This window comes from Campylobacter sp. BCW_6461, assembly GCF_001762735.1.
Lineage (GTDB): Bacteria > Campylobacterota > Campylobacteria > Campylobacterales > Campylobacteraceae > Campylobacter_D > Campylobacter_D jejuni.
In genome coordinates this window covers 30,681-51,767 of record NZ_MJXJ01000025.1, presented here as the reverse complement: position 1 = coordinate 51,767, position 21,087 = coordinate 30,681, and the positions used below count along the sequence as shown (strand labels likewise).

Here is a 21,087-nt window from a genome sequence, read left to right as displayed (position 1 = left end):
TAATATGAAAAAAATTATTACTTTGTTTTTTATGTTTATAACTTTAGCCTTTGCAACTCCTACTGGAGATTTGAAAGATTTTACCGAAATGGTTTCTATAAGAAGCTTAGAAACGGGAATTTTTTTAAGCGCTTTTAGGGATACCTCAAAAGATCCTATTGATCAAAATTGGAATATTAAAGAAATTGTTTTAAGCGATGAGTTAAAACAAAAAGATAAATTAGCTGATGAACTTCCTTTTGGTTATGTGCAATTTACAAATCCAAAAGAAAGCGATCTTTGTTTAGCCATCTTAGAAGATGGAACCTTTGGAGCAAAATCTTGTCAAGATGATCTAAAAGATGGTAAATTAGAAACTGTATTTTCTATAATGCCAACAACAACTTCAGCTGTGCAAATTCGTTCTTTAGTTTTGGAATCTGATGAATGTATAGTAACTTTTTTTAATCCAAATATTCCTATACAAAAACGCTTTGGAATAGCCCCTTGCACCCTAGATCCTATTTTTTTTGCTGAAGTAAATGAACTAATGATTATAACCCCACCTTTAACAGCTGCTACCCCTTTAGAATAAGATTTTTATCTTGTTCTATTTTTATATTTATTTAATATTTATGATATTACTAAAATACACAAAATAATTAATAATAATACAATGTAATTTACCTTACTCTATAATTCTTTTATTTTAATTTAATTTTTTGTTACAATAAATTTATACATAATAATTATCAAGGAGGAAAAATTGGAACAAATTTTAACATGGCAACAAATTTATGACCCTTTTTCAAACATTTGGCTAAGTGCTTTAGTGGCATTTTTACCTATACTATGTTTTTTAGTTTGTTTGGTTGTTTTAAAACTTAAAGGCTATCAAGCAGGTTTTTTAACTGTTATACTTGCTACTTTGGTAGCTTTATTTGCCTATAAAATGCCTTGGAATTTAGTGGGTGCAAGTTTTATTCAAGGCTTTACAAATGGTATGTGGCCTATAGCTTGGATTATCATCGCGGCAATCTTTCTTTACAAACTTTCTATCAAGTCAGGTTCTTTTGAAATCATTAAAAAAAGCGTGATGAGCATTACTCCAGATCATAGAATTCAAGTGATTTTAATAGGTTTTTGTTTTGGTTCATTTTTAGAGGGTGCTATAGGTTTTGGTGGCCCTGTGGCTATAACCGCTGCACTTTTAGTAGGACTTGGCTTGCGTCCTTTACAAGCTGCAGGGCTTTGTCTTATCGCAAATACCGCTCCTGTTGCTTTTGGTGCGGTGGGAATTCCTATTATTGCTATGGCAAATCTTGTCGGCATAGAACAGCATTCAGTTTCTGCCATGGTAGGTAGAATGCTAGTTCCTTTAAGCCTTACTATACCTTTTTTCATAGTTTTTTTAATGGATGGATTTAAAGGTATTAAAGAAACTTTTCCAGCTATTTTAGTTGCGGCGCTAAGTTTTACAACTACTCAATTTTTAAGCTCAAATCACCTAGGAGCGGAATTACCTGATATTATTTCAGCTGTGGTTTCTTTAGCAGTTACGACTGTATTTTTGAAATTTTGGAAACCAAAAAATATTTTTAGATTTGACAATGAAAGCAATTTCACTCAAGATAACACCTTAAGTTTTAATCAAATTTTAAAAGCTTGGTCACCTTTTATTTTACTCATTGTTTGTATTATCATTTGGACACAACCTTGGTTTAAAGCTCTCTTTGATAAGGACGGAATTTTAAGCTATACAAGTATTACTTTACAATTTAGCAATATCACAACTGGAATTTTAAGCCCTTCTATCACAGGCATAGGAGAAGCTAAGCCTTTATCTTTGGCCTTGGGTGTAGATTTAATCAATGGAAAAACCGTAGCTCAAGCAGGAACAGCGATTTTACTTGCCGCTTTTCTAACTATAGCTATTTTAAAAATCAAAGCCGAAGATGCTGCAGAATGCTTTTGGGTTACCTTAAAAGAAATGGCTATACCTTGTATCACCATAGGTTTGGTTGTGGCCTTTGCTTTTATCTCTAAAAATAGTGGTATGAGCACTACTTTAGGACTTGCTTTTGCACACACAGGTGATGCTTTTTCTTTCTTTTCACCAATCATTGGCTGGATAGGGGTATTTTTAACAGGCTCTGATACAAGTGCTAATTTACTTTTTGGAACCTTGCAACAAGTAAGCGCTCAAAAACTAGGTATTAGCGAAGCTTTATTTTTAGCAGCTAATTCAGTAGGTGGGGTTGTTGGAAAGATGATCAGTCCACAAAGCATTGCTATAGCTTGTGCAGCGGTTGGACTTGTGGGAAAAGAATCTGATCTTTTCAAATTCACATTAAAATATTCTGTAGCTTTTATTATTTTAATAGGAATTTGGACTTGCATTATAGCTTTTTTCTTACAAGGAATCATCCCTGAAGTTATAGTGAAATAATTAAAAAAAAATTAAGTTTTATTTCAACAAATATTCGTTTTTAGAATATTTGTTAGAAATTTTACTTTGCTTTTATTTTTACAGGATTAGAATATTTATCCTAAATTATCCTAAAAGGAGAAAAATGATGAAAAAAGTGTATTTTTACGCCACATGCTTAGGAAGTGCTGCTATGCAACAAAGCGTTTTAAATGCGATAAAACTTTTAAGGCGTGAGGGTATTGAAGTGATTTTCAAAAAAAATCAAACCTGTTGCGCCCAACCTTCTTTTAACTCAGGTTATTTCGATGAAAGTCGTGAGATCGCTTTATATAATGTAGATTTATTTGATAAAGATTATCCCATCGTTGTACCCAGTGGTTCTTGTGCGGGTATGATGAGTCATGACTATAAAGAGCTTTTTAAAAACAGACCTGAATTTTCCAAAATAAAAACTTTTAGCTCTAGAGTGATAGAACTTTCACAATACCTTGATGAAGTTTTAAAAGTAGATTATGAAGATAAAGGTGCACCTATAAAAGTAACTTGGCATTCTAATTGCCATGCTTTAAGAGTGCAAAAAAGCATACAAGCGAGTAAAAATCTTATCAAAAAACTAAAAAACGTAGAATTAGTAGAACTTCAATACGAAGAAGAATGCTGTGGTTTTGGAGGAACCTTTTCAGTAAAAGAGCCTGAAATTTCAAATGCTATGGTAAGAAGCAAAATCAAAGATATACAAAATAGCGGTGCAAAATATCTCATCAGTGGTGATGGAGGTTGTCTTTTAAATATAGATGGCACAATGAAAAGAATGGGTTTGGATATAAAAGGCATACATTTATATGACTTTTTACTTAAACGCTTAGAAGGAGAGAGACTATGAGTCAAAAAATTCCTCACGAACAAATCGTTCAAATTAAACTCAATGACAAACAAATGCAAGAAAATTTAATGACTGCCATGCATACTTTGCAAAAAAATAGACTCAATGTTATTGATGCTAGATTTAAAGACTGGCAGGGTTTAAGATCTAAAGCTAAACAAGCTAAAAACAATGCCTTAATGAGTTTAGAAGAAAGGCTTTTAGAATTTGAAAAAAATGCTACAAAAAATGGCATTAAAGTGCATTGGGCAAGTAGTGATGAAGATGCCTGTGAAATCGTCTATGAAATCATGAAAGAAAAAAATATCACCAAGCTTTTAAAAGGTAAATCTATGGCAAGCGAAGAAATAGGCCTAAATCACTACCTAGAAAAAAAAGGGTTAAAAGCTATAGAAACCGATCTTGGAGAGCTTATTTTGCAACTTAACGAAGAGCCTCCTTTACATATAGTTGTACCTGCTATACATAGAAACCGTCATGAAATCGGAGAAATTTTCAAAGAAAAATTAGGAGCAAATTTAGAAAACGATGAACCTGAAAGTTTAAATGCGGTAGCTAGAGAACATTTAAGAAAAGATTTTGAAGGCTTAAAACTTGGACTTAGTGGGGTCAATTTTGCCATGTCAAGAGAAGGGGCTTTTTGGCTTATAGAAAATGAAGGAAACGGTAGAATGTGCACTACAGCACCTGATATTCATATCGCACTTTGCGGCATAGAAAAAGTCATGGAAAGCTTTGAAGATGCGGCTACTATGGTTTCTTTGCTCACTCCTTCAGCCACAGGACAATTTATACCAACTTATAACAATATCATTACAGGCCCTAGAAAAAATGGGGATTTAGATGGCCCTAAAGAAGTACATGTGATTTTATTTGATCACAATCGCTCTAAAATGTTAGCTCATGAGGATTATTATGAGGCTTTGCGTTGTATTCGATGTGGGGCTTGTATGAATTTTTGCCCTGTTTATGATCAAATCGGCGGACATGCCTATCAAACCACTTATCCAGGACCTATAGGAGAAGTAATCAGTCCTAATATTTTTGGTATAGATCATACAGGAGATATTTTGAATTTCTGTTCACTTTGCGGGCGTTGTTCTGAAGTTTGTCCAGTGCAAATTCCTTTGGCTGATCTTATTCGCAAATTAAGATGCGATAAAATAGGACAAGGTAAAAATCCACCTTTAGGAGCAAACAATGTTCATCACAATGCCCTAGAAGCCTTTGCTTTTAAACAATTTAAAAATATCGCAACCAATGGAGATAAATGGCGTTTTTCACTTTCAAAAGCACATTATTTCAACTGGGCAGTGCAAAATTTCGCAAGCATTTTGCCTGTGATTAAAAAATGGTACGCTTTTAAAGAATTACCTCAAATTAAAATGGATCTTTATAAAGAAGTGCAAAAACTAGAAGGAGTAAGCTATGAGTAAAATCGATGAAATTTCAAGCAAAAGTAAAGCAAGTATTTTAGAACATCTTAAAAAAGCTTACAAAGAAACAGACTTTACGCGTATTGAAAGTATAGATCCTGTAGAACATATCCAAACCACCCAAGATATGCTTGCAGAAATGAAGCAAAAAATGAGCGATAACAAATACATCGTTGAAAATGCTACAAAAGATACCTTAGAAGAAAAAATCAATGAAATTGTCGCAAAATATGGCTTTAAAAGTATGATTTATGGAGCGGATTTAAATTTAAATTTAGAACAAATCAAAGCAGAAAAAAAGATTTGCTTTGATAAAGAAATCGAAAATTTAAGATCTGAAGTTTTTCATAGTGATTTTTCCATCATTCACGCAAGAGCAGGGGTAAGCTCTCACGGAGTTGCACTTATACCTTCAAGTAAAACCCAACCTAGAATGCTAAGCCTTGCACCTAAACTTTGCATAGTATTGCTTAAAAAAGAAAATGTTGTTAAAAGTCTTAGCGAAGCTTTAAATTTAGTAAAAAAAGAAAATGAAATTTTACCTACTAATATCTTATTTATAGCAGGGCCTTCAAGAACAGCAGATATAGAACTTATCACTGTTTTTGGTGTTCATGGGCCACAAATTGCACATATTATTATTTACTGATTCTATACTAGAATCAGTAAGTCTTAATTTTTAATATTAATTATATATATTTTTTATATTATACAAATATAAATAAAATAAATAATTTCTAATTAATAATATTTTAATAAAATATTATGTAATATTTCACTCAAATATATTAAATTAATTTTTAAATACAAAAATTAAAGAAGGTGCTTTTAGATAAACTAATTCCAACTTGGAATGAAAATACAGTATTCATGACACAATGATTAACATTCAACACCAAAAACTTTGTGAACTTGCAAGCAAGGTTGAAAGTGCTGTTTATAAATTTGTAAAACGAGAAGAACTCAAAGAAATTTTAACAGAACTTTTTAACTATATGAAAGAACATTTTAGTAATGAAGAAGATTATATGCAAGAAATTCATTATCCTTATTTAAATGAACACAAAATCATGCATAAAATATCATTCGTGATATGTCTTATCTTATACAAAACATAAAAACCACTAATGATTTAAAAGAGAAGCTTTACACAGTTTCTAAAAAATGGCTTTTAGAACATATACTCTATAAAGATGTGAAAGTTGAACAATACAGAAGATCTTCTTTAACTTCTGAAGATGATGGGGAAGTAAGCTTTGAAGAAGTCAAAGAAGAAAAAGATGATGAAAATACAGTTTATCTTTATACATGCGAATGCGTAGAACAAATGCATGATGTACCATTTGAAATTCATCAAAAAATTCAACTTAAGGGCGTAAAATTTAAATGTAAAAAATGCAAAGAAGCCATACAGTTTTATAAAAAATATTCAGAAAATTTCTAATTAACTATTTATGCGTTAAAATAATAAATAAAGTATAAGTTAGACAAAGAAGGAAATTTAAGGATAAAAAATAAAATATTTTATTTTGGATAAATTTGACTATTCCTATCCTATGCTAACCAAAGATACAAAATGCTCATTTTGTGAAAATTTTTTCTCGATAGAATATAGCTCAAACTTAAAAACAATAGAAAAAGAATGTCCATTTTGCAATAATAAAATGGACATTAAGCTTAAAGACTAAGCCTTAGTTTTACTTACAATATTAATAATATTTGAAGCTACTTCATCAGCAAGTTCTAAATGAGAAGTAAAGCCTACACAAGAACAATTAATCTCGCCTAAAACATATTTATCATTGCCCTTTTCATCAGTATCTAAAATAAAATCAGCCGTCCAAATCAATGGTAAGTCGTAATTGCCTAATTTTTCCCTTACCTTAGGAAGCTCGCCTAAAAACATATCCACCAAAGTTTTCCAATCTTCTGGCTTATCATAGCGATATTTTGCCCCACTAAAAAGCGTAGCAGAAAAAGCATCAGCATCTTCAGCTGGTTTTTTATGCACTACATTTACAGGGGTGTTATAAAGCATTAAAAGTCTGATTTCACCTTCTTTAATGCGCGGTAAAAAAGTCATATCCACAAGCATACCATTATCACCTATGATATATTGCTCACAAAAATCCATAAATTCCCCAAGCTCTCTATGTTCTACATGATTATCCTTAGCTTCTGTGCATTTGATTTTTGCGTTTAAAGGCAAACTATCTCCACTAGCATTACCCTCTACACTCACACGCCAAATTCCCTCTCCTGTAGAGCCACGATTTTGTTTTAAAACCCTTTCACCTTTAGCCAAACTTTTTGGAAAATTTTCTTTAAAAGTCTTAATATCATAGTAAGCATAAGTATCGCTTGGAACAAGATCAGTATCTGCTAATTTTGTAAGTGCATCTTTAGCACCATAACCCATCATAGCATCAGGATGAGGCATACCTACAAGCTTATCGGCACAAAGTTTTCTTAACATATCAAAATACTCATTTTCTTCTTTAAGATTGCCAGGATTGATGCGAGAAACATAACCATCAAAATTTTCTTTTACATATTTGTAAATTTCATCTTTTTTACCCACTTCAAAAAAAATCACCTCAGCATTCCAACCCTTAGCTTTTAAGGCATTTACCATAGGCATGGTATCTTTTCTATAGCCATCTTCACCTTTATCACTCCCACCTTTAACTTCGAAAAAAACAATATTTTTTCATTATTTTACTCCTTATCTAAGATATAAATAATTATTCCATAAAAATATTACAAAAATTAAATAAAAATATTTATATATTTTATCTAGCGTTTATAAAACTGCTATTAGTTTTATAAGCGATTTCGATTAAGCTTTTACTTATCAAGCTTGATGTTTGTCCTTCTAGGCGGTTAAGAAATTTATCAATCTTATCTTCTTCTTTCCAAACAGGATTTGAAACATTAGCAAGTTTTTCAAGCTCCTTTTTAGCATTTTCATAATTACTAAGCTCATCTATAAGACCAAGCTCCTTAGCCTTGGCAGCTAAAAACACTCTTGCATTTGCCCATTGATCTTTTTTATTAAGATCTAATGCTCTTTCCTTGACAACAAAACCTGTAAAAAGATCATAACTTTGATCAATTAAACCCTGTAAAAAATTTCTTTCATTCTCATTCCAAGCTCTTGCAAAAGTTCCAGCACTTTTAAATTCACCCGCTTGAATAGTTTGTTCTTTAATACCGAGTTTATTAGCCAATCCGCTTAAATCAGCTCCTTGCATAATCACACCGATAGAGCCTATAAAACTTGCTGGATTGGCTAAAATTTTATTAGCTCCAACTCCTGCTAAATAACTTCCGCTTGCCATAGTTCCGCTTGCATAAACAAGCACAGGCTTTTTAATTTTTAAATCCTTTATAGCTAGAGCTAGTTCCATACTAGGAGCAAAAGCTCCACCAGGAGAGTCTATAACAAAAAGCACTCCTTTAATATTGCTATCATTTTTAGCATTGATAATTTTTTCCAAAACCGCAGAGCTGTCAAAAATTTCACCCTTTAAATCAATGCGTTCTAAATTTGCAAGATTGGAGCTTGAATTTGCACTAGGCATTAAAATCCATATAACAATCAACAATAAAACAAAGGTTTTAAAATAAGTATTGATAAATTTTATACCGCATCCTAAAGCCTTAAAAAATGATTTTAAAATTTGCATTCTTTTCCTTTTATAAATAATTTATCTACTTCCTTAGCATTTAAAATAAACTGCAAAGGAGCTTGCTTTTTATCACATTCTCCTAGCTCAAATACGTTAAAATCAGCAATTTTACCTTTTTTAAGCTCTCCTAAATTTAAATTTAAAGCCCTTGCAGGATAAAGTGTTACCATTTGCAAAAGCTTAGAGGCTAACTCTAATAAATCAAAATTCTTATGTATAAGCAAATTCGCGCGCATTTCATCAAGTAAAGACAATGAAATATTTGAGCTAAGTCCATCGGTTCCTAAATGGATATTTAATCCACTTTTTAAAGCCGTTTTTAAATCTAAGCTTTTTTGACTTAAAAGGCGATTTGAAAATGCACAATGTGTAATAGAATGTAAATTTTTATCTAACCATTCATATTCTTTTAGATAAACACAATGCGTAAAAAGAGTCCTTACTCCTTTAAAAAGTTTAACAAAATCCTTTGGTGTATAAAGAGGCTTAGGATGAAGTGTGAAATTTTCAAGCCATTTTTTAAAACTCCCTTTAGACTCTCTAAGCCAGATATTTTCAGCCTTACTTTCTAAAAAATGCGTACTAACTAGTAAATTTTGCTTTTTAGCTAAATCAAGAGCAAAATGAGCCAAACTAGGATGAGTTGAATAAGGAGAATGAATCGAAATTGCCGGGATAAAAAAATCATTTTTAAATTTCAAAGAATTTTCAAATCTTTTTAAAAATTCTTGTTTTTTATCTTCAACTTGATTTTCATTTGTACCCAAAATTTCATTAAAAAATACTATACGCATACCCTTGTGACTAGCCTTTAAGCAAGGATCTAAATCACTCCCAAAACTTGAAATTTCACCTATAGTGCCTATACCGCTTTTTTGCATTTTTTTAATACTTTGAAGTATTAATTCTTCTTTGGCCTGTGCATTTAACATGGAACGAGAATTTATAACACTTTTAAGCCAAATTAAAAATTCTCCAAAATGTAAAGTTGTTGAATTTGCACTAAATTCTAAGTGTGTGTGAGGATTTATAAAAGCAGGTAAAATAACCGAATTTTTAGGTGTTTTGATGATTTTAGCCTTGGGATATTTTTTTCTTAAATTATCCAATTCACCCAATTCTAAAATTTTATCTTCAAAAACAAAGGCTTGATTTTCTAGTATCGTAAAATCTTCATCGCATAAAAAAAGATATCTTGCAGTAACTATAAACACGATTTTCCTTTCAAAAATTACATTGTAGCAAAAATTTATTTTTAAAATGTTATAATAAAAGGTTAAAAATAAATTTTTAAGGTTAAATCCATGAAAATAATGATTATCCAAGGCCCAAATGTTAATATGCTTGGCGTAAGAGAAGTGGGAATTTATGGTGCTATGAAAATGGAAGAAATTCATGAGCAAATGAAACTTGCAGCATCTCAAAACAATGTAGAACTTGACTTTTTCCAAAGTAATTTTGAAGGTGAAATCGTAGATAAAATTCAAGAATGTCTTGGCACAGTTGATGGAATTATTATCAACGCAGCAGGCTATACTCATACTTCAGTAGCTATTCGCGATGCTATTGCAGCAGTAGCTTTGCCTACAATTGAAGTACATATTAGCAATGTTTATCGCAGAGAAGAATTTCGTCAAAAAAGTCTTATAGCGCCTGTATGTTCTGGAACTATTGTTGGTTTTGGTCCTTTTGGCTATCACTTGGCTTTAATGGGTATAATTCAAATTTGCGAACAAATAAAAAATTTGCGTGCGATGCAACAAGCACAACAAACGAATAAATAATAATGCTAAAAATTCAAGGAGTAAAACACTTTGAAAAAAGTCGTTTTTTTCCTTTTTTTAGTCAAAATATACGATCTTTTAAATATTTAGCTCTTATAGGCTTAGGAAGCAATATAGAGCCCGAAAAAAAAAGATTTGATATGCTTTTTCGAGTAATGATGGATGATAAAAGATTTAAAATTTTATCCACATCTCCTATGTTGATAAATGAAGCCTTTGGTTTTAAAGAGCAAAAAGATTTTACCAATGCTGTTATGTTGATACAAACTAATTTGCATGCACGAGCACTTTTGAAAGTTTTACTTTATTATGAAGTAAAATTTAAACGCAAGAGAACTTTCAAAAACGCTCCTAGAACGCTTGATTTAGATCTTTTATACTTTTCACAAAAAGTCAAGCGTGATAAGTGGTGTGAGGTGCCTCATAAAGGGGCTAAAGAAAGAGTGAGTGTAATTTTGCCTTTAGGCATGATATAAGGAATATAAATGGGACAACTTATACATACTTTTACTGTTGAAGATACAGAACAAATTATACCCAAAGTAAAAGAAGATTACGGAGATAAAGCTTTAATTATAACAAATAAACAAATTCGTCCTAAAACCTTAAATCGCAGTGCGCTTTATGAGGTTATGGTAGCCATAGAAGAAAGCGACTATGAAGAACACTTAAAAAAACAAGGAAAATCTTTACCTGCAAAAAAAAGCTCGCCAAAACCATCTTCTACCTCTCTTGCAGAAGAAAAAATTAGATCTCAAATCCCTCAAGAAGATGAAGATGTAGTCTTGGATTTCTCAAACACTCGCTTAAATACAAATTTAAACACTGTCAAAAACAATGACTTAACTAAAAAAACCTATCAAGATTTTCCACAAAACAAAATCAACCCTCATCAAAATAAGACTCTAGGCTTTGATGATTTTAAAGAAAAACTAAGTGAAGTTAGCAATGAAATTTCTAAAGTCACAAACACACCTTTAGAAAATTACACCCCTAATCCAAATTATAATAAAAAAATAGAAAATTTTGAAAAGCAATTTGAAAAACAAATCAACAAGCTTAACGATAAAATAGATCTTCTTGCAGATATGATGTGGGACGATAAAGCTGAAGCTAGAAAAAATCTTATTATACCTCCTGAATTTGCAAGTATTTATAAACAAGCCAAAGAAAGTGGAATGCTTGAAAATCATCTAGAAGCGATTATGAAAGCAACTATAGAAAATATGCCAGCTGCTATGAAAACCAACAAAGATGCGGTTCAAAGATATTTTCACTCACTTTTAAGAAATATCTTGCCTTGTCGTGTTGAAAGCGATATAAAAAAACAAAAAATCATGATGCTAGTAGGCCCAACAGGAGTCGGAAAAACAACAACCTTAGCTAAGTTAGCTTTTCGCTATGCTTATGGAGATAAGCGTTATAAAACAGGTATTATTACGCTTGATACTTATAGAATCGGTGCGGTTGAGCAACTTTTTCAGTATGCAAAAATGATGAAACTTCCTATTATTGATAGCATAGAACCAAAGGATTTAGATGAAGCGATAAAAAGCTTAAATAATTGCGAAGTAATTTTAGTTGATACTATAGGAAATTCACAATACGATCAAAGCAAACTTGCTAAAACTAAAGAATTTTTAATGCACTCAAATGCAGAAATTGATGTAAATTTAGTGGTTTCTGCAAACACCAAACAGGAAGATTTAATGGAAATTTATAAAAATTTTTCATTCTTAAATATTGATACTTTGATTATTACTAAATTTGATGAAACAAAGGTTTTTGGAAATATCTTCTCTCTTGTTTATGAAACAAATATTCCTCTAAGCTTTTTCTCTATAGGACAAGAAGTGCCAGATGATTTAGAAGTAGCCAATAGTGATTTTCTAGTTCATTGTATTTTAGAAGGGTTTAACAAAGGAAAAAATAATGAATAACCAAGCAAATAAACTTCGCAATCTCATGAGTCAAAATGGAACCAAAAAATCCCAAAACACTCATTTTATAGCTATTACAAGTGGAAAAGGTGGCGTTGGAAAAAGTACGATTAGCGCGAATCTAGCCAATGTTTTAGCAAATAATGGCTATAAAGTTGGGCTTTTTGATGCTGATATTGGCTTGGCAAATTTGGATGTCATTTTAAATGTACGCATACAAAAAAATCTCTTGCATGTTTTACGCGGAGAATGCTCCTTGGAAGACATTTTAATAGAAGTTAAGCCAAATTTATGGCTCATCCCAGGCGAAAGTGGAGATGAGATTTTAAAATATAATGATAAAAATATTTACGAGAGATTTTTAAATCAAGCAAGTATTTTAGATGAACTTGATTTTCTTATTATCGACACAGGCGCGGGTATTGGTGGAAATATTTTAAATTTTTTAGAAATGGCTGATGAAGTTATAGTAGTAACTGTTCCTGATCCTGCAGCAATCACTGATGCGTATGCAACCATAAAAACAACTTCTAAGACAAAAGAAAATTTACTAATGCTCTTTAATGTTGTAAAAAATGAAAATGAAGCTTTAAAAGTTTTTGAAAATATTAAAAAAGTTGCAGATGCAAACATTAAAAATCCTTTAAATTTAGAATTCTTAGGTCATTTAAGCGCTTCTAAAGATGTAAGTGGTAGTATTAAAAAAAGAACTTTATTTAGCGATGAAAACACAGCCTCAAGTGATGAGATTAAAGCCCTAGCTTCCAAGCTTTTATATAGATTGGAACGGAAAGTGCTTGATAATGTTTCAAATCGTAGTTTTTCAAGTTTTTTTAGAAAAATTATTGAAAGATTTTAGCAATAAAGAGAAGAGATTATGAGGCCAGAAAATTACGTAGCATTTTTCACTGTTTGTGGATTTTTTATAGGACTTGCATTTAGCATTATTAGTATAGATGAAGCCTTTGATATACTGATTTTTACTTGTTTTATTACTTTTATGTTTTATGTTTTTGTTCATATTGCTATTATGAATTTTATAGATGTAAAGAAAATTAGTGGCAGAATCTTTAATAAACACGATTATGAAAAAACTAGCAATAATATTATCAACGATTTAGTTATTCGTGAAAAGAAAATGGATATAATTTTAGAAAAGCTCAATGAAGAAAGAGAAGAGCTAAAGAAAAATGAATTCAAAGAAAGACGAAGAAATGCTAAAAGAGCCGCCTAAAGCTTATGCACAAATGCTAAAGAAAGAGCAAGATGAGCTTGTGCTTTCTTACATGCCAGCTCTGCGTGCTATGGCTTTTAGACTAAAAGAACGCTTGCCTTCAAGTATAGATGTTAATGATCTTATTAGCATAGGCGTTGAAGAAATGATAAAGCTTTCACGCCGTTACGATAAAGAACAAAATGATAACTTCTGGGGTTTTGCAAGAAAAAGAGTTAACGGCTCTATGCTTGATTATCTTAGAAGTCTTGATGTAATGAGTCGAAATAATCGTAAAATTATTAAAGATATTGATGCAATCATGGATGAATATTTTTTAGAACATGAATGCGAACCTGATGATGAGTATCTAGCCAAAAAACTTGATTTAGATGTAGAAAAAATCAAAGAAGTAAGAACAGCTCATGCTATTAGCTATACCCTGCCCATTGATGAGCAAATCGAACTTTATAATGAAGACAATACTTTAGAAAAAATTGAAAAAGAAGAACTTTTAGAAAAAATTCACGAAGTGCTAGATGATCTTAAAGAGCGCGATCAGTTAATTATTCAGCTTTATTATTATGAAGAATTAAGCCTAAAAGAAATCAGTGAAATTTTACAAATCAGTGAAAGCAGAATTTCACAAATTCACAAAAAACTTCTTAAAAAACTTAGAGAAAGGCTAGTGTAATGGCTGAGATACTCTCCCAAGAAGAAATTGATGCTCTACTTGAAGTTGTCGATGATAACACCGACACACCCATAGCCTCAAATTCAAAAGATGAAAAAGATGAAAGAAATATCGTTGTATATGATTTTAAGCGTCCCAACAGAGTTTCAAAAGAACAACTTAGGACAATCAAAGGCATACATGATAAATTAGCAAGAAATTTAGCCTCTCAAATTTCATCGATGATGAGAAGTATTGTTGAAACTAAACTTCATTCAGTCGATCAGATGACTTATGGAGAGTTTTTAATGTCTTTGCCAAGCCCAACAAGTTTTAACGTTTTTTCTATCAAACCTTTAGATGGAAACTGTGTTTTAGAAATCAATCCAAGCATAGCTTTTCCTATGATAGATAGACTTTTGGGCGGACAAGGTGATAGCTATGAAGCTTCGCGTGAGCTTACGGATATTGAGCTTAATTTGCTTGATTCTATTTTGCGTATCATTATGCAAAGACTTAAAGAAAGCTGGGCTACCGTAACTGAAATTTATCCTAGTATAGAAGCTAAAGAATCAAGTCCAAATGTTGTACAAATCGTATCTCAAAATGAGATTGTTATCATGGTGGTAATGGAAATCATCATAGGAAATTCAAGCGGAATGGTAAATATCTGCTATCCTGTAGTACATTTAGAAAGTATATTAAGCCGTTTAGCAAACCGTGATATTATGATGGGTGAAACCTCAGCCAAAAAATCACGCAACAAAGAACTTAAAACTTTAATCGGTCGTGCTGAAGTGGTATATGAGGCAATTTTAGGAAAAACCTTAATTAATGTTCATGAATTTTTAGAACTTAAACAAGGCGATATCTTAAGACTTGATAGAGAAGCAGATGATAAAGCTATAGTAAGCATCGATAAAAAAGATGTTTTCTTAGCACAAATTGGATTGCATCGTTTTAGAAAATCTATTAAAATTTTAGAACTTATACGCACAGATAAAGATGAAATCAAAGAAATTTTGGAAAAATACGAAGAAGAGCGTAAAGCTAAAGCTAGTGTTTATGATGAGCCTGAAGAGGAGGATGAAGAAATATGATCAATGATTTTTTAAAAATGTTTACAAATGAATGCATCAGCACCATTGAAGGTTTAACAGGAAAAAGTGCTGAATTTAGCGAATATAAAGAATTTGATGTCAATGCAAGCGATACTTTAAAAGCACCTTTAGTGTATGCTATATTTAATATAGCAAATGGTGGAAAAATAGGAATTTTAGCTGGTGCTGTTTTAATGAGTGCTATTGGTGAATGGATGATGGGTGAAGAAGAGATCACCAAAAACGATAAACTAGGTCCTGATGAAATGGATGCAGCTAAAGAAGCCATCCAAAATATCATTTCAGCATTTTCTACAACCTTAGGAGCCCAAAAAGACATTCCAAAAATGGATTTTAGCATAGAATCTTGTGAATTTGTGCCTGAAAGCGTAGATTTTAAAGATTTTAAAAAATTATTTTTATATGATGTAAAAATAGGCGATTTAGAAGAACAAGTTTCTTTAGCCATGGATCAAACACTCCATAACATCCTAAGCGGGAAACCTGCTGAAACAGGAAATACAAGCACTGATTCTAATCACAATACTGAAGAAAAAGCGATAATGCTTAGCGAAGAGCTTAAAAATATCAATCTTATCATGGATGTGCGTTTACCTGTTCGTGTGCGTATAGGCAATAAAAAAATGCTTTTAAAAGATGTTTTAACTATGGATATAGGCTCAGTTGTGGAGCTTAATCAACTTGCAAACGATCCGCTTGAAATTTTAATTGGGGATAAAAGAATTGCTTATGGCGAGGTAGTAATTGTCGATGGTAACTTCGGCGTTCAAATTACAGAAATTGGTTCTAAAAAAGAAAGATTAGAACAACTAAGATAAAAAGTTTTAGCCTACAAATTAAGAATAATAAATATAAACGAATTAAAACTAAAACAAACTAAAAGGGCTGAAATCAAAATGTAAAGATTTTGGAGTATTTAACTTAAAAGGTTTTAGCTCTTTTTTAGGAGCAACAATTAAAGCATAACCACCTTTATTATATCTATCCCAAATACTAAAAAATTGACTTTTAGAACTTATATATTCTCCATGACTTGGATCAAGCACTTGTAAATAATTACCTTTATGATTGATAATTATAACAAAATGTGGAAAGCGTGGATCATCTTCAATTTTTACAAGCATTGGAATATTTACAAGTTTATCCAAGTTTTCTCTATTGATTTGATATGAATTGCTTTCATAGCCTAGTTTTTTAACTGCATCGCTTAAATCTGCAAAGCTTACCATATCCGTATAAAGTTCCTGTCCACTCATAATCTTTAAAAGTTCAAGTTCATCAAACTTTTTATCATCAAGTATATTGAGTAAAGTTGCCAAAGATGAAGCCCCACAAGATTGCTCGTAAGTTTGCCTTATTACTCTTTCGTTTTTAATTTCTTGATAGGATTTAACTACCCATTCCGCTTTTGCGCTCAAAGTAAGAATGGGTAAAAATAATAAAATTTTTAGAATTTTTTCCATAAGCTTATCCCAAATATGCTATCAGGAGAAGCAGAGCTTCCTCCAAAACTAGCATTAACAGAAACTGCGGTATCTGAATTAATGCTATAAGTAGAACCTAAACTTAAAGTTGGAATAGAACGCACTTCAGAATTTTGATAACCATTAATTTTTTGCTCGGTTTGAAATCTTTGCTCTGCTCCTAAATCTAAAGTAATTTTAGGACTTAGAATAATAGATAAATCCCCACCCACATAAATACTATTTCCATACTCTATTTTAAGGGTTTTAAATTTTCTTGATTGGTTATAACCAAAGCCGGTATAAATGCTATATACAACAGGATCGCTATATCCCCTTAGACTAGCTTGTAAGCTTTGTGATTTTAGGTAAAAGTTTTTGGTTTGATTGACTGCTTTTTCTCTTTGAACGACTGCAGCTTGAAAGGTAATTTGTGGAATTAAATCTGCAATGCTATCGCCTGTATAAATAAAACCTAGCCATAAACTATCAAAACCTATTCTGTTTTTACTAGAATACTCATTTGTAAAAAAGTTTGTATATTCTTGTCTTGCATAACTTCCGCCCCCTGAAATAAGTATGTCAAACTTAGGTGTTAGGGTATAAATGAAAGTTTGAGTTAAAAACACTTGCTTTGTATCATTCCAAATTGTAGGATCTCCGCCTATTGTTATATTAGGATAAAGAGAATACGAGTTTGCATTTCCTGTGCTAAGTAAAGAAAAGCTTGTAATACTTCTTAAACCTATTTGCTTTTTAAACAAACTGTCTATATTTAGTTCATCACTAGCAAAAACACAACTGACTAAAACCATAAATGTTAAATAAATCTTTTTCATTGTTACCTTTCTAAATATTTTAAAAAATTTTTTTAAAGCAATGAATGTTCCAAATAAAAAAATTTGATTTTAATATATAATTTATGATATTATTCAAATAAAGAGTAAAATAGTTAAGAAAAGGAGAATTATATGTTAAAAAAATTAGTAAATTGTTTAATTTTGGGTTCTTTATTTACAAGTTCTGCTTTTGCTGGGGATTTTTTAGCTAAGGTTAGTAATGGTGCTTTAAGCGATAATTCTCAAGGAGTTAAGGCTCTTAATTTAGATGAGATGAAACAAGTTAAGGTGGATATCAAGTTCTTACAAGCAAACTTGGAAATTCTGAATATATAGCATTAGCTATTCCAGATAATACAACAACATATAAACAGTTGGTAGCCATTTATACCGTAACTGGCGATAACACTTTTTCAAATACATTTTTAGGTTATACAGTAAAAAGAAATATCGCAATATCAAGCTCGGGAAAACCTTATGTTCTTTTTAACTATGGTGTTGCACTACTTGATAGACAAACGGGGTTGCATAGAGTTAATTCGAGTGAGATTTTAAATAATAATCAGGTTATTAAAGAATTAACTATGAAATATAAAACTCAATTTGAAAGTAATCTTGGTGGCTGGACTGCTAGAGCTAGAAGATAAAAAACTTATGAAAAAATCATTTTTGCCGATTTATCTTATAAATAAAACTTTACTTACAGGAAGGTAAAAATGATTAATGGTATAAATTCTTATTCAAGCTACAATTACACAAATACTTTTAGTAATAATACTTCAAATATAAAATCATCTAATGTTGCAAATGATAACTCAAGCCTTGTAAGCGATAAATCTAGGGCAGTAAGTAAAATGCTAGGATATGGCGTAGATAAAGATGGCTTTTTTACAAGCGATTTTAACGAAGCTGCAGGCTTACCAAAAGATTATAAGATTTATGCTAAAGATATAGAAAATTTTGTTAATATTCAAACAAAAAGTCTATTATCAAGTTATATTAATATTGATATAGCAAAAAGTATAGGAAATGCTTATAAAGTATTTTCACAACTTTTAAATGATGAGTTAAACAATAAAATCAATTTTACAAAAGAAGACTTAGTAAAAATACCACAAGGTTTCGAATTTAATCAAAATACTTTGGAGATAAATAAAAAATATAATTTAAATGATAAAGAGTATAAAGATTTTATATCTAATTATCAAAATTACTCTCCGACTTCCCATAATATAAAAATAATGACTTTTTTCTCACTTGATGATAAAAGTGATATTTTTAAATATTCTTTAATAGATCCTACTCCTTATAGTAATAATGATAAAACTATAACAAAAAGTGGTATTTTTATGACTTTCTTTACTGGATTTCAAGCAAAAAACTATTTTATCGAAGGACAAACAAGTATTTTAGGCAAAATGCAAGGATTTGATAAAACTATGAGTCAAAGTGAAATTGATAATTTAAACAAATTCATAAGTGAAAATAGTATGAATTTTAAAGGAGATATTTTTAAGCTTTTTGATTTATTAAATTCAGATATGAGCATTGATGATTTTAAACAAAAAATACTAGAACAAAAAGAAAATTTAAACAATCCTACAAAAAATACAAATAACAAAGAAACTTCAGAAGAAGACAAAAAAAAGTCATTTAAACCTATACAAGCGCAAAGTTCAAGCGAAACCTATAAAGATGATAATAAAATGAATGAGCCTTTAAAAAAGCTACTGGAAAATAAATTTGGCACAAGCGATGAGTTAGAACTTCTTTTTGGTATGAAATTTAGTGATGATAACACAGGAGAATTTAACAAAATTATTTCTCAAAATACTGCACAAAAAAGTATAGATATTAAAGCTTAAGGATTTAAAAGTCTTTAAATTCCTAATCTTAATAAAATAAACCTATTAAAACTTATATAATAAAGAACTTATTATAAATTTTTAGCTAGAATGGAATTTATTTTAACTAAAGGTTGAAAAATGAATGAAAAAATAAGCCAAGATTTAGAAAAATTTGCTAACATACCAAACCTAAAAAATGCCGTAACTTTTTTTGGTTCAGCAAGACTTAAAGAAGATAATTTTTATTATCAGCAGGCTAAAATTTTGGCACAAAAATGTGTTCAAAATGGTTTTTGTGTGATAAGTGGTGGAGGTGGTGGTATTATGCGTGCAGCCAACGAAGGTGCTTTTTCACAAAACAATAATACAAATTCAATGAGTTCTGTAGGGTTTAATATATTTTTACCTCACGAGCAAAAACTTAATGATTTTGTAGAATATAATATTACTTTTGAGAGCTTAGCCATACGCAAAATGGCTCTTATTGAAAAGAGTCTAGCTTTTGTGATCTTCCCAGGCGGCTTTGGAACACTTGATGAATTGTGTGAAATTCTTACATTAAAACAGTTAGAATTTAAAAAAGATGTTCCTATTATTTTGTTTGGGAGTGAATTTTGGCGAGGTTTTGATGAGTTCGTCAGAAATTCTTTACTCAAACTTGAAGTGATTTCTAAAGGAGATGAGTTAAAGTATAAAATCACTGACGACTTGGATTTTATAATTAATACTTTAAAGGAAATTTAATGAAAATTCTAGTCGCTATGAGCGGTGGAGTTGATAGTACAGTCACTGCTTATAAACTTAAAAATTTAGGTCATGAAGTTATAGGTTGTTATATGAAACTTCATGGCAAACCAAATTATCACGAAGAAAATATCAAAAAAGTAGAAAAAGTTGCAAACTTTTTGCAAATTCCTTATCATATTTTAGACTTACAAGAAGATTTTAAAAACAAAGTTTACATGCCTTTTGTGGATACTTATAAAGAGGGTAAAACACCAAATCCTTGCGCTTTATGTAACCGTTTTATCAAACTTGGAAAACTTTTAGAATTTGCTAAAAGTTTAGGTTGTGAAAAACTTGCCACAGGGCATTATGCAAGACTTGAAAACAACTTAATAAAAACCGCAGTAGATGAAAGCAAGGATCAAAGCTATTTTTTGGCCAGTGCAGATAAAGAAGCTTTAAAATATCTTATTTTTCCGCTAGGCGAAATGAAAAAAGAAGATGTGAAAAAATTTGCTTCCACTATAGAGGTTTTAAAATCTTTTGCCACCCAAAAGGAAAGTTCTGAAATTTGCTTTGTTGAAGATACTTATGTGCAAGTTTTAGATCAGTTTATGGATACAAAAATTCCTGGAGAAGTATTAGATAGTAGCGGAAAAGTAGTAGGCAAACATGAGGGCTATATGCACTATACCATAGGCAAAAGAAGAGGTTTTGAAGTGCGTGGAGCACATGAGCCACATTTTGTTTTAAAAATCAATCCTAAGCAAAATCAAATCATCGTAGGAACAAAAGAAGAGCTTAAAATCAGTGAATTTAACCTAAAAAATATCAATCTTTTTATAGACGCTAAAGAGCTTGATTGCGAAGTAAAAATCCGCTATCGTTCAAAATCCACACCTTGCAAGGTAGAAATTTATGAAGATAAAAGTGCAAAAATCATCCTAAAAGATCCTGTTTATGGGCTTGCTAGCGGACAAATGGCAGTCTTTTATGATCATGATAAAGTCATAGCAAGTGGTTTTATAGAATAATTTCTAGGAATTAATTCCTAGAAATT

21 protein-coding genes and 2 pseudogenes are annotated in these 21,087 nt (G+C 30.9%); 18 read left to right on the top strand and 5 right to left on the bottom strand.

What is annotated here, in order from left to right:
• Nucleotides 1–4 precede the first annotated feature (4 nt).
• The 6 genes and pseudogenes from cdtC to AJ882_RS09680 all read left to right on the top strand — a co-directional run bounded on the left by cdtC (nt 5) and on the right by AJ882_RS09680 (nt 6,173).
• Complete coding sequence (gene cdtC, locus AJ882_RS08005; protein ID WP_002851967.1) at nt 5–574, top strand: cytolethal distending toxin subunit Cj-CdtC; 570 nt, start codon at nt 5–7, stop codon at nt 572–574.
• A gap of 171 nt (nt 575–745) precedes the next feature.
• Complete coding sequence (locus AJ882_RS08000; protein ID WP_002851907.1) at nt 746–2,428, top strand: L-lactate permease; 1,683 nt, start codon at nt 746–748, stop codon at nt 2,426–2,428.
• A 124-nt stretch (nt 2,429–2,552) separates the two neighbouring features.
• Nucleotides 2,553–3,293, top strand: a complete 741-nt coding sequence (locus AJ882_RS07995) for a (Fe-S)-binding protein (protein ID WP_002860572.1) — start codon at nt 2,553–2,555, stop codon at nt 3,291–3,293.
• Entirely contained in the window at nt 3,290–4,729 is a 1,440-nt protein-coding gene (locus AJ882_RS07990) for a LutB/LldF family L-lactate oxidation iron-sulfur protein (protein ID WP_011049586.1), read from the top strand. The genes AJ882_RS07995 and AJ882_RS07990 overlap by 4 nt, the downstream gene beginning before the upstream one ends.
• Nucleotides 4,722–5,378, top strand: coding sequence for a lactate utilization protein C (locus AJ882_RS07985; protein ID WP_011049585.1), 657 nt, complete (start codon nt 4,722–4,724; stop codon nt 5,376–5,378). Before AJ882_RS07990 ends, AJ882_RS07985 begins: the two co-directional genes overlap by 8 nt.
• Nucleotides 5,379–5,551: 173 nt before the next feature.
• Nucleotides 5,552–6,173 (top strand): annotated as a pseudogene (locus tag AJ882_RS09680) (bacteriohemerythrin).
• A gap of 240 nt (nt 6,174–6,413) precedes the next feature.
• On the opposite strand, the gene AJ882_RS07965 reads toward AJ882_RS09680, so the two are convergent.
• From AJ882_RS07965 to AJ882_RS07955, 3 genes are all read right to left on the bottom strand, one after another.
• The gene (locus AJ882_RS07965; protein WP_138143194.1) at nt 6,414–7,433 is read right to left on the bottom strand and encodes a Cj0069 family protein; all 1,020 of its coding nucleotides are present in this window, start codon (nt 7,431–7,433) and stop codon (nt 6,414–6,416) included.
• A gap of 88 nt (nt 7,434–7,521) precedes the next feature.
• Nucleotides 7,522–8,418 (bottom strand): signal peptide peptidase SppA, encoded by an 897-nt coding sequence (gene sppA, locus AJ882_RS07960; protein ID WP_011049582.1) that lies wholly within the window; start codon nt 8,416–8,418, stop codon nt 7,522–7,524.
• Nucleotides 8,406–9,635, bottom strand: coding sequence for a metal-dependent hydrolase (locus AJ882_RS07955; RefSeq protein ID WP_002867896.1), 1,230 nt, complete (start codon nt 9,633–9,635; stop codon nt 8,406–8,408). Before AJ882_RS07955 ends, sppA begins: the two co-directional genes overlap by 13 nt.
• 90 nt (nt 9,636–9,725) lie before the next feature.
• Between AJ882_RS07955 and aroQ the strand changes: the two genes are divergently transcribed.
• From aroQ to fliY, 8 genes are read left to right on the top strand one after another with little or no spacing between them, the layout of a single operon-like run.
• Nucleotides 9,726–10,205, top strand: a complete 480-nt coding sequence (aroQ, locus tag AJ882_RS07950; protein ID WP_002852001.1) for a type II 3-dehydroquinate dehydratase — start codon at nt 9,726–9,728, stop codon at nt 10,203–10,205.
• Nucleotides 10,206–10,207: 2 nt separating this feature from the next.
• Nucleotides 10,208–10,681: a 2-amino-4-hydroxy-6-hydroxymethyldihydropteridine diphosphokinase gene (folK, locus tag AJ882_RS07945; RefSeq protein WP_002851803.1), complete on the top strand. Its 474-nt coding sequence runs from the start codon at nt 10,208–10,210 to the stop codon at nt 10,679–10,681.
• A 9-nt stretch (nt 10,682–10,690) separates the two neighbouring features.
• Nucleotides 10,691–12,145, top strand: coding sequence for a flagellar biosynthesis protein FlhF (gene flhF, locus AJ882_RS07940; protein WP_011049581.1), 1,455 nt, complete (start codon nt 10,691–10,693; stop codon nt 12,143–12,145).
• Nucleotides 12,138–13,004 carry a flagella biosynthesis ATPase FlhG gene (flhG, locus tag AJ882_RS07935; RefSeq protein ID WP_002851985.1) on the top strand — a complete coding sequence of 289 codons (867 nt, stop codon included), beginning with the start codon at nt 12,138–12,140 and terminating at the stop codon, nt 13,002–13,004. The genes flhF and flhG overlap by 8 nt, the downstream gene beginning before the upstream one ends.
• 18 nt (nt 13,005–13,022) lie before the next feature.
• Nucleotides 13,023–13,379: a membrane protein gene (locus AJ882_RS07930; RefSeq protein WP_002851727.1), complete on the top strand. Its 357-nt coding sequence runs from the start codon at nt 13,023–13,025 to the stop codon at nt 13,377–13,379.
• Nucleotides 13,360–14,052: an RNA polymerase sigma factor FliA gene (locus tag AJ882_RS07925; protein ID WP_002851943.1), complete on the top strand. Its 693-nt coding sequence runs from the start codon at nt 13,360–13,362 to the stop codon at nt 14,050–14,052. The genes AJ882_RS07930 and AJ882_RS07925 overlap by 20 nt, the downstream gene beginning before the upstream one ends.
• A complete protein-coding gene (gene fliM / locus AJ882_RS07920) occupies nt 14,052–15,131 on the top strand; it encodes a flagellar motor switch protein FliM (protein ID WP_002851710.1) in 1,080 nt (359 codons plus the stop codon). The genes AJ882_RS07925 and fliM overlap by 1 nt, the downstream gene beginning before the upstream one ends.
• Entirely contained in the window at nt 15,128–15,970 is an 843-nt protein-coding gene (gene fliY, locus AJ882_RS07915; protein ID WP_002859752.1) for a flagellar motor switch protein FliY, read from the top strand. Before fliM ends, fliY begins: the two co-directional genes overlap by 4 nt.
• 48 nt (nt 15,971–16,018) lie before the next feature.
• On the opposite strand, the gene AJ882_RS07910 is transcribed toward fliY, so the two are convergent.
• On the bottom strand, nt 16,019–16,615 hold the full coding sequence (locus AJ882_RS07910; protein WP_002867895.1) for a C39 family peptidase: 597 nt from the start codon (nt 16,613–16,615) through the stop codon (nt 16,019–16,021).
• On the bottom strand, nt 16,600–17,454 hold the full coding sequence (locus AJ882_RS07905) for a hypothetical protein (RefSeq protein WP_070279729.1): 855 nt from the start codon (nt 17,452–17,454) through the stop codon (nt 16,600–16,602). The genes AJ882_RS07910 and AJ882_RS07905 overlap by 16 nt, the downstream gene beginning before the upstream one ends.
• Before the next feature lie 132 nt (nt 17,455–17,586).
• On the opposite strand from AJ882_RS07905, the pseudogene AJ882_RS09390 reads away from it, so the two are divergent.
• From AJ882_RS09390 to mnmA, 4 genes and pseudogenes are all read left to right on the top strand, one after another.
• Nucleotides 17,587–18,101, top strand: a pseudogene (locus AJ882_RS09390) (hypothetical protein).
• 69 nt (nt 18,102–18,170) lie between these two features.
• Complete coding sequence (locus tag AJ882_RS07890; protein ID WP_014517158.1) at nt 18,171–19,319, top strand: Cj0814 family flagellar-dependent secreted protein; 1,149 nt, start codon at nt 18,171–18,173, stop codon at nt 19,317–19,319.
• 120 nt (nt 19,320–19,439) lie between these two features.
• The gene (locus AJ882_RS07885) at nt 19,440–20,045 is read left to right on the top strand and encodes a TIGR00730 family Rossman fold protein (RefSeq protein ID WP_002867890.1); all 606 of its coding nucleotides are present in this window, start codon (nt 19,440–19,442) and stop codon (nt 20,043–20,045) included.
• Nucleotides 20,045–21,061 carry a tRNA 2-thiouridine(34) synthase MnmA gene (gene mnmA, locus AJ882_RS07880; protein WP_002851977.1) on the top strand — a complete coding sequence of 339 codons (1,017 nt, stop codon included), beginning with the start codon at nt 20,045–20,047 and terminating at the stop codon, nt 21,059–21,061. Before AJ882_RS07885 ends, mnmA begins: the two co-directional genes overlap by 1 nt.
• Nucleotides 21,062–21,087 lie beyond the last annotated feature (26 nt).

What these genes read in the sequence shown, in the direction of transcription:
- sppA (WP_011049582.1), bottom strand. Translation starts at nt 8,418, where the DNA reads ATGCAAATTTTAAAATCATTTTTTAAGGCTTTAGGATGCGGTATAAAA.
- fliM (WP_002851710.1), top strand. Translation starts at nt 14,052, where the DNA reads ATGGCTGAGATACTCTCCCAAGAAGAAATTGATGCTCTACTTGAAGTT.
- AJ882_RS07995 (WP_002860572.1), top strand. Translation starts at nt 2,553, where the DNA reads ATGATGAAAAAAGTGTATTTTTACGCCACATGCTTAGGAAGTGCTGCT.
- AJ882_RS07990 (WP_011049586.1), top strand. Translation starts at nt 3,290, where the DNA reads ATGAGTCAAAAAATTCCTCACGAACAAATCGTTCAAATTAAACTCAAT.
- AJ882_RS07925 (WP_002851943.1), top strand. Translation starts at nt 13,360, where the DNA reads ATGCTAAAAGAGCCGCCTAAAGCTTATGCACAAATGCTAAAGAAAGAG.
- AJ882_RS07910 (WP_002867895.1), bottom strand. Translation starts at nt 16,615, where the DNA reads ATGGAAAAAATTCTAAAAATTTTATTATTTTTACCCATTCTTACTTTG.
- AJ882_RS07985 (WP_011049585.1), top strand. Translation starts at nt 4,722, where the DNA reads ATGAGTAAAATCGATGAAATTTCAAGCAAAAGTAAAGCAAGTATTTTA.
- fliY (WP_002859752.1), top strand. Translation starts at nt 15,128, where the DNA reads ATGATCAATGATTTTTTAAAAATGTTTACAAATGAATGCATCAGCACC.
- flhG (WP_002851985.1), top strand. Translation starts at nt 12,138, where the DNA reads ATGAATAACCAAGCAAATAAACTTCGCAATCTCATGAGTCAAAATGGA.
- cdtC (WP_002851967.1), top strand. Translation starts at nt 5, where the DNA reads ATGAAAAAAATTATTACTTTGTTTTTTATGTTTATAACTTTAGCCTTT.
- AJ882_RS07905 (WP_070279729.1), bottom strand. Translation starts at nt 17,454, where the DNA reads ATGAAAAAGATTTATTTAACATTTATGGTTTTAGTCAGTTGTGTTTTT.
- AJ882_RS07890 (WP_014517158.1), top strand. Translation starts at nt 18,171, where the DNA reads ATGATTAATGGTATAAATTCTTATTCAAGCTACAATTACACAAATACT.
- aroQ (WP_002852001.1), top strand. Translation starts at nt 9,726, where the DNA reads ATGAAAATAATGATTATCCAAGGCCCAAATGTTAATATGCTTGGCGTA.
- folK (WP_002851803.1), top strand. Translation starts at nt 10,208, where the DNA reads ATGCTAAAAATTCAAGGAGTAAAACACTTTGAAAAAAGTCGTTTTTTT.
- flhF (WP_011049581.1), top strand. Translation starts at nt 10,691, where the DNA reads ATGGGACAACTTATACATACTTTTACTGTTGAAGATACAGAACAAATT.
- mnmA (WP_002851977.1), top strand. Translation starts at nt 20,045, where the DNA reads ATGAAAATTCTAGTCGCTATGAGCGGTGGAGTTGATAGTACAGTCACT.
- AJ882_RS07930 (WP_002851727.1), top strand. Translation starts at nt 13,023, where the DNA reads ATGAGGCCAGAAAATTACGTAGCATTTTTCACTGTTTGTGGATTTTTT.
- AJ882_RS07885 (WP_002867890.1), top strand. Translation starts at nt 19,440, where the DNA reads ATGAATGAAAAAATAAGCCAAGATTTAGAAAAATTTGCTAACATACCA.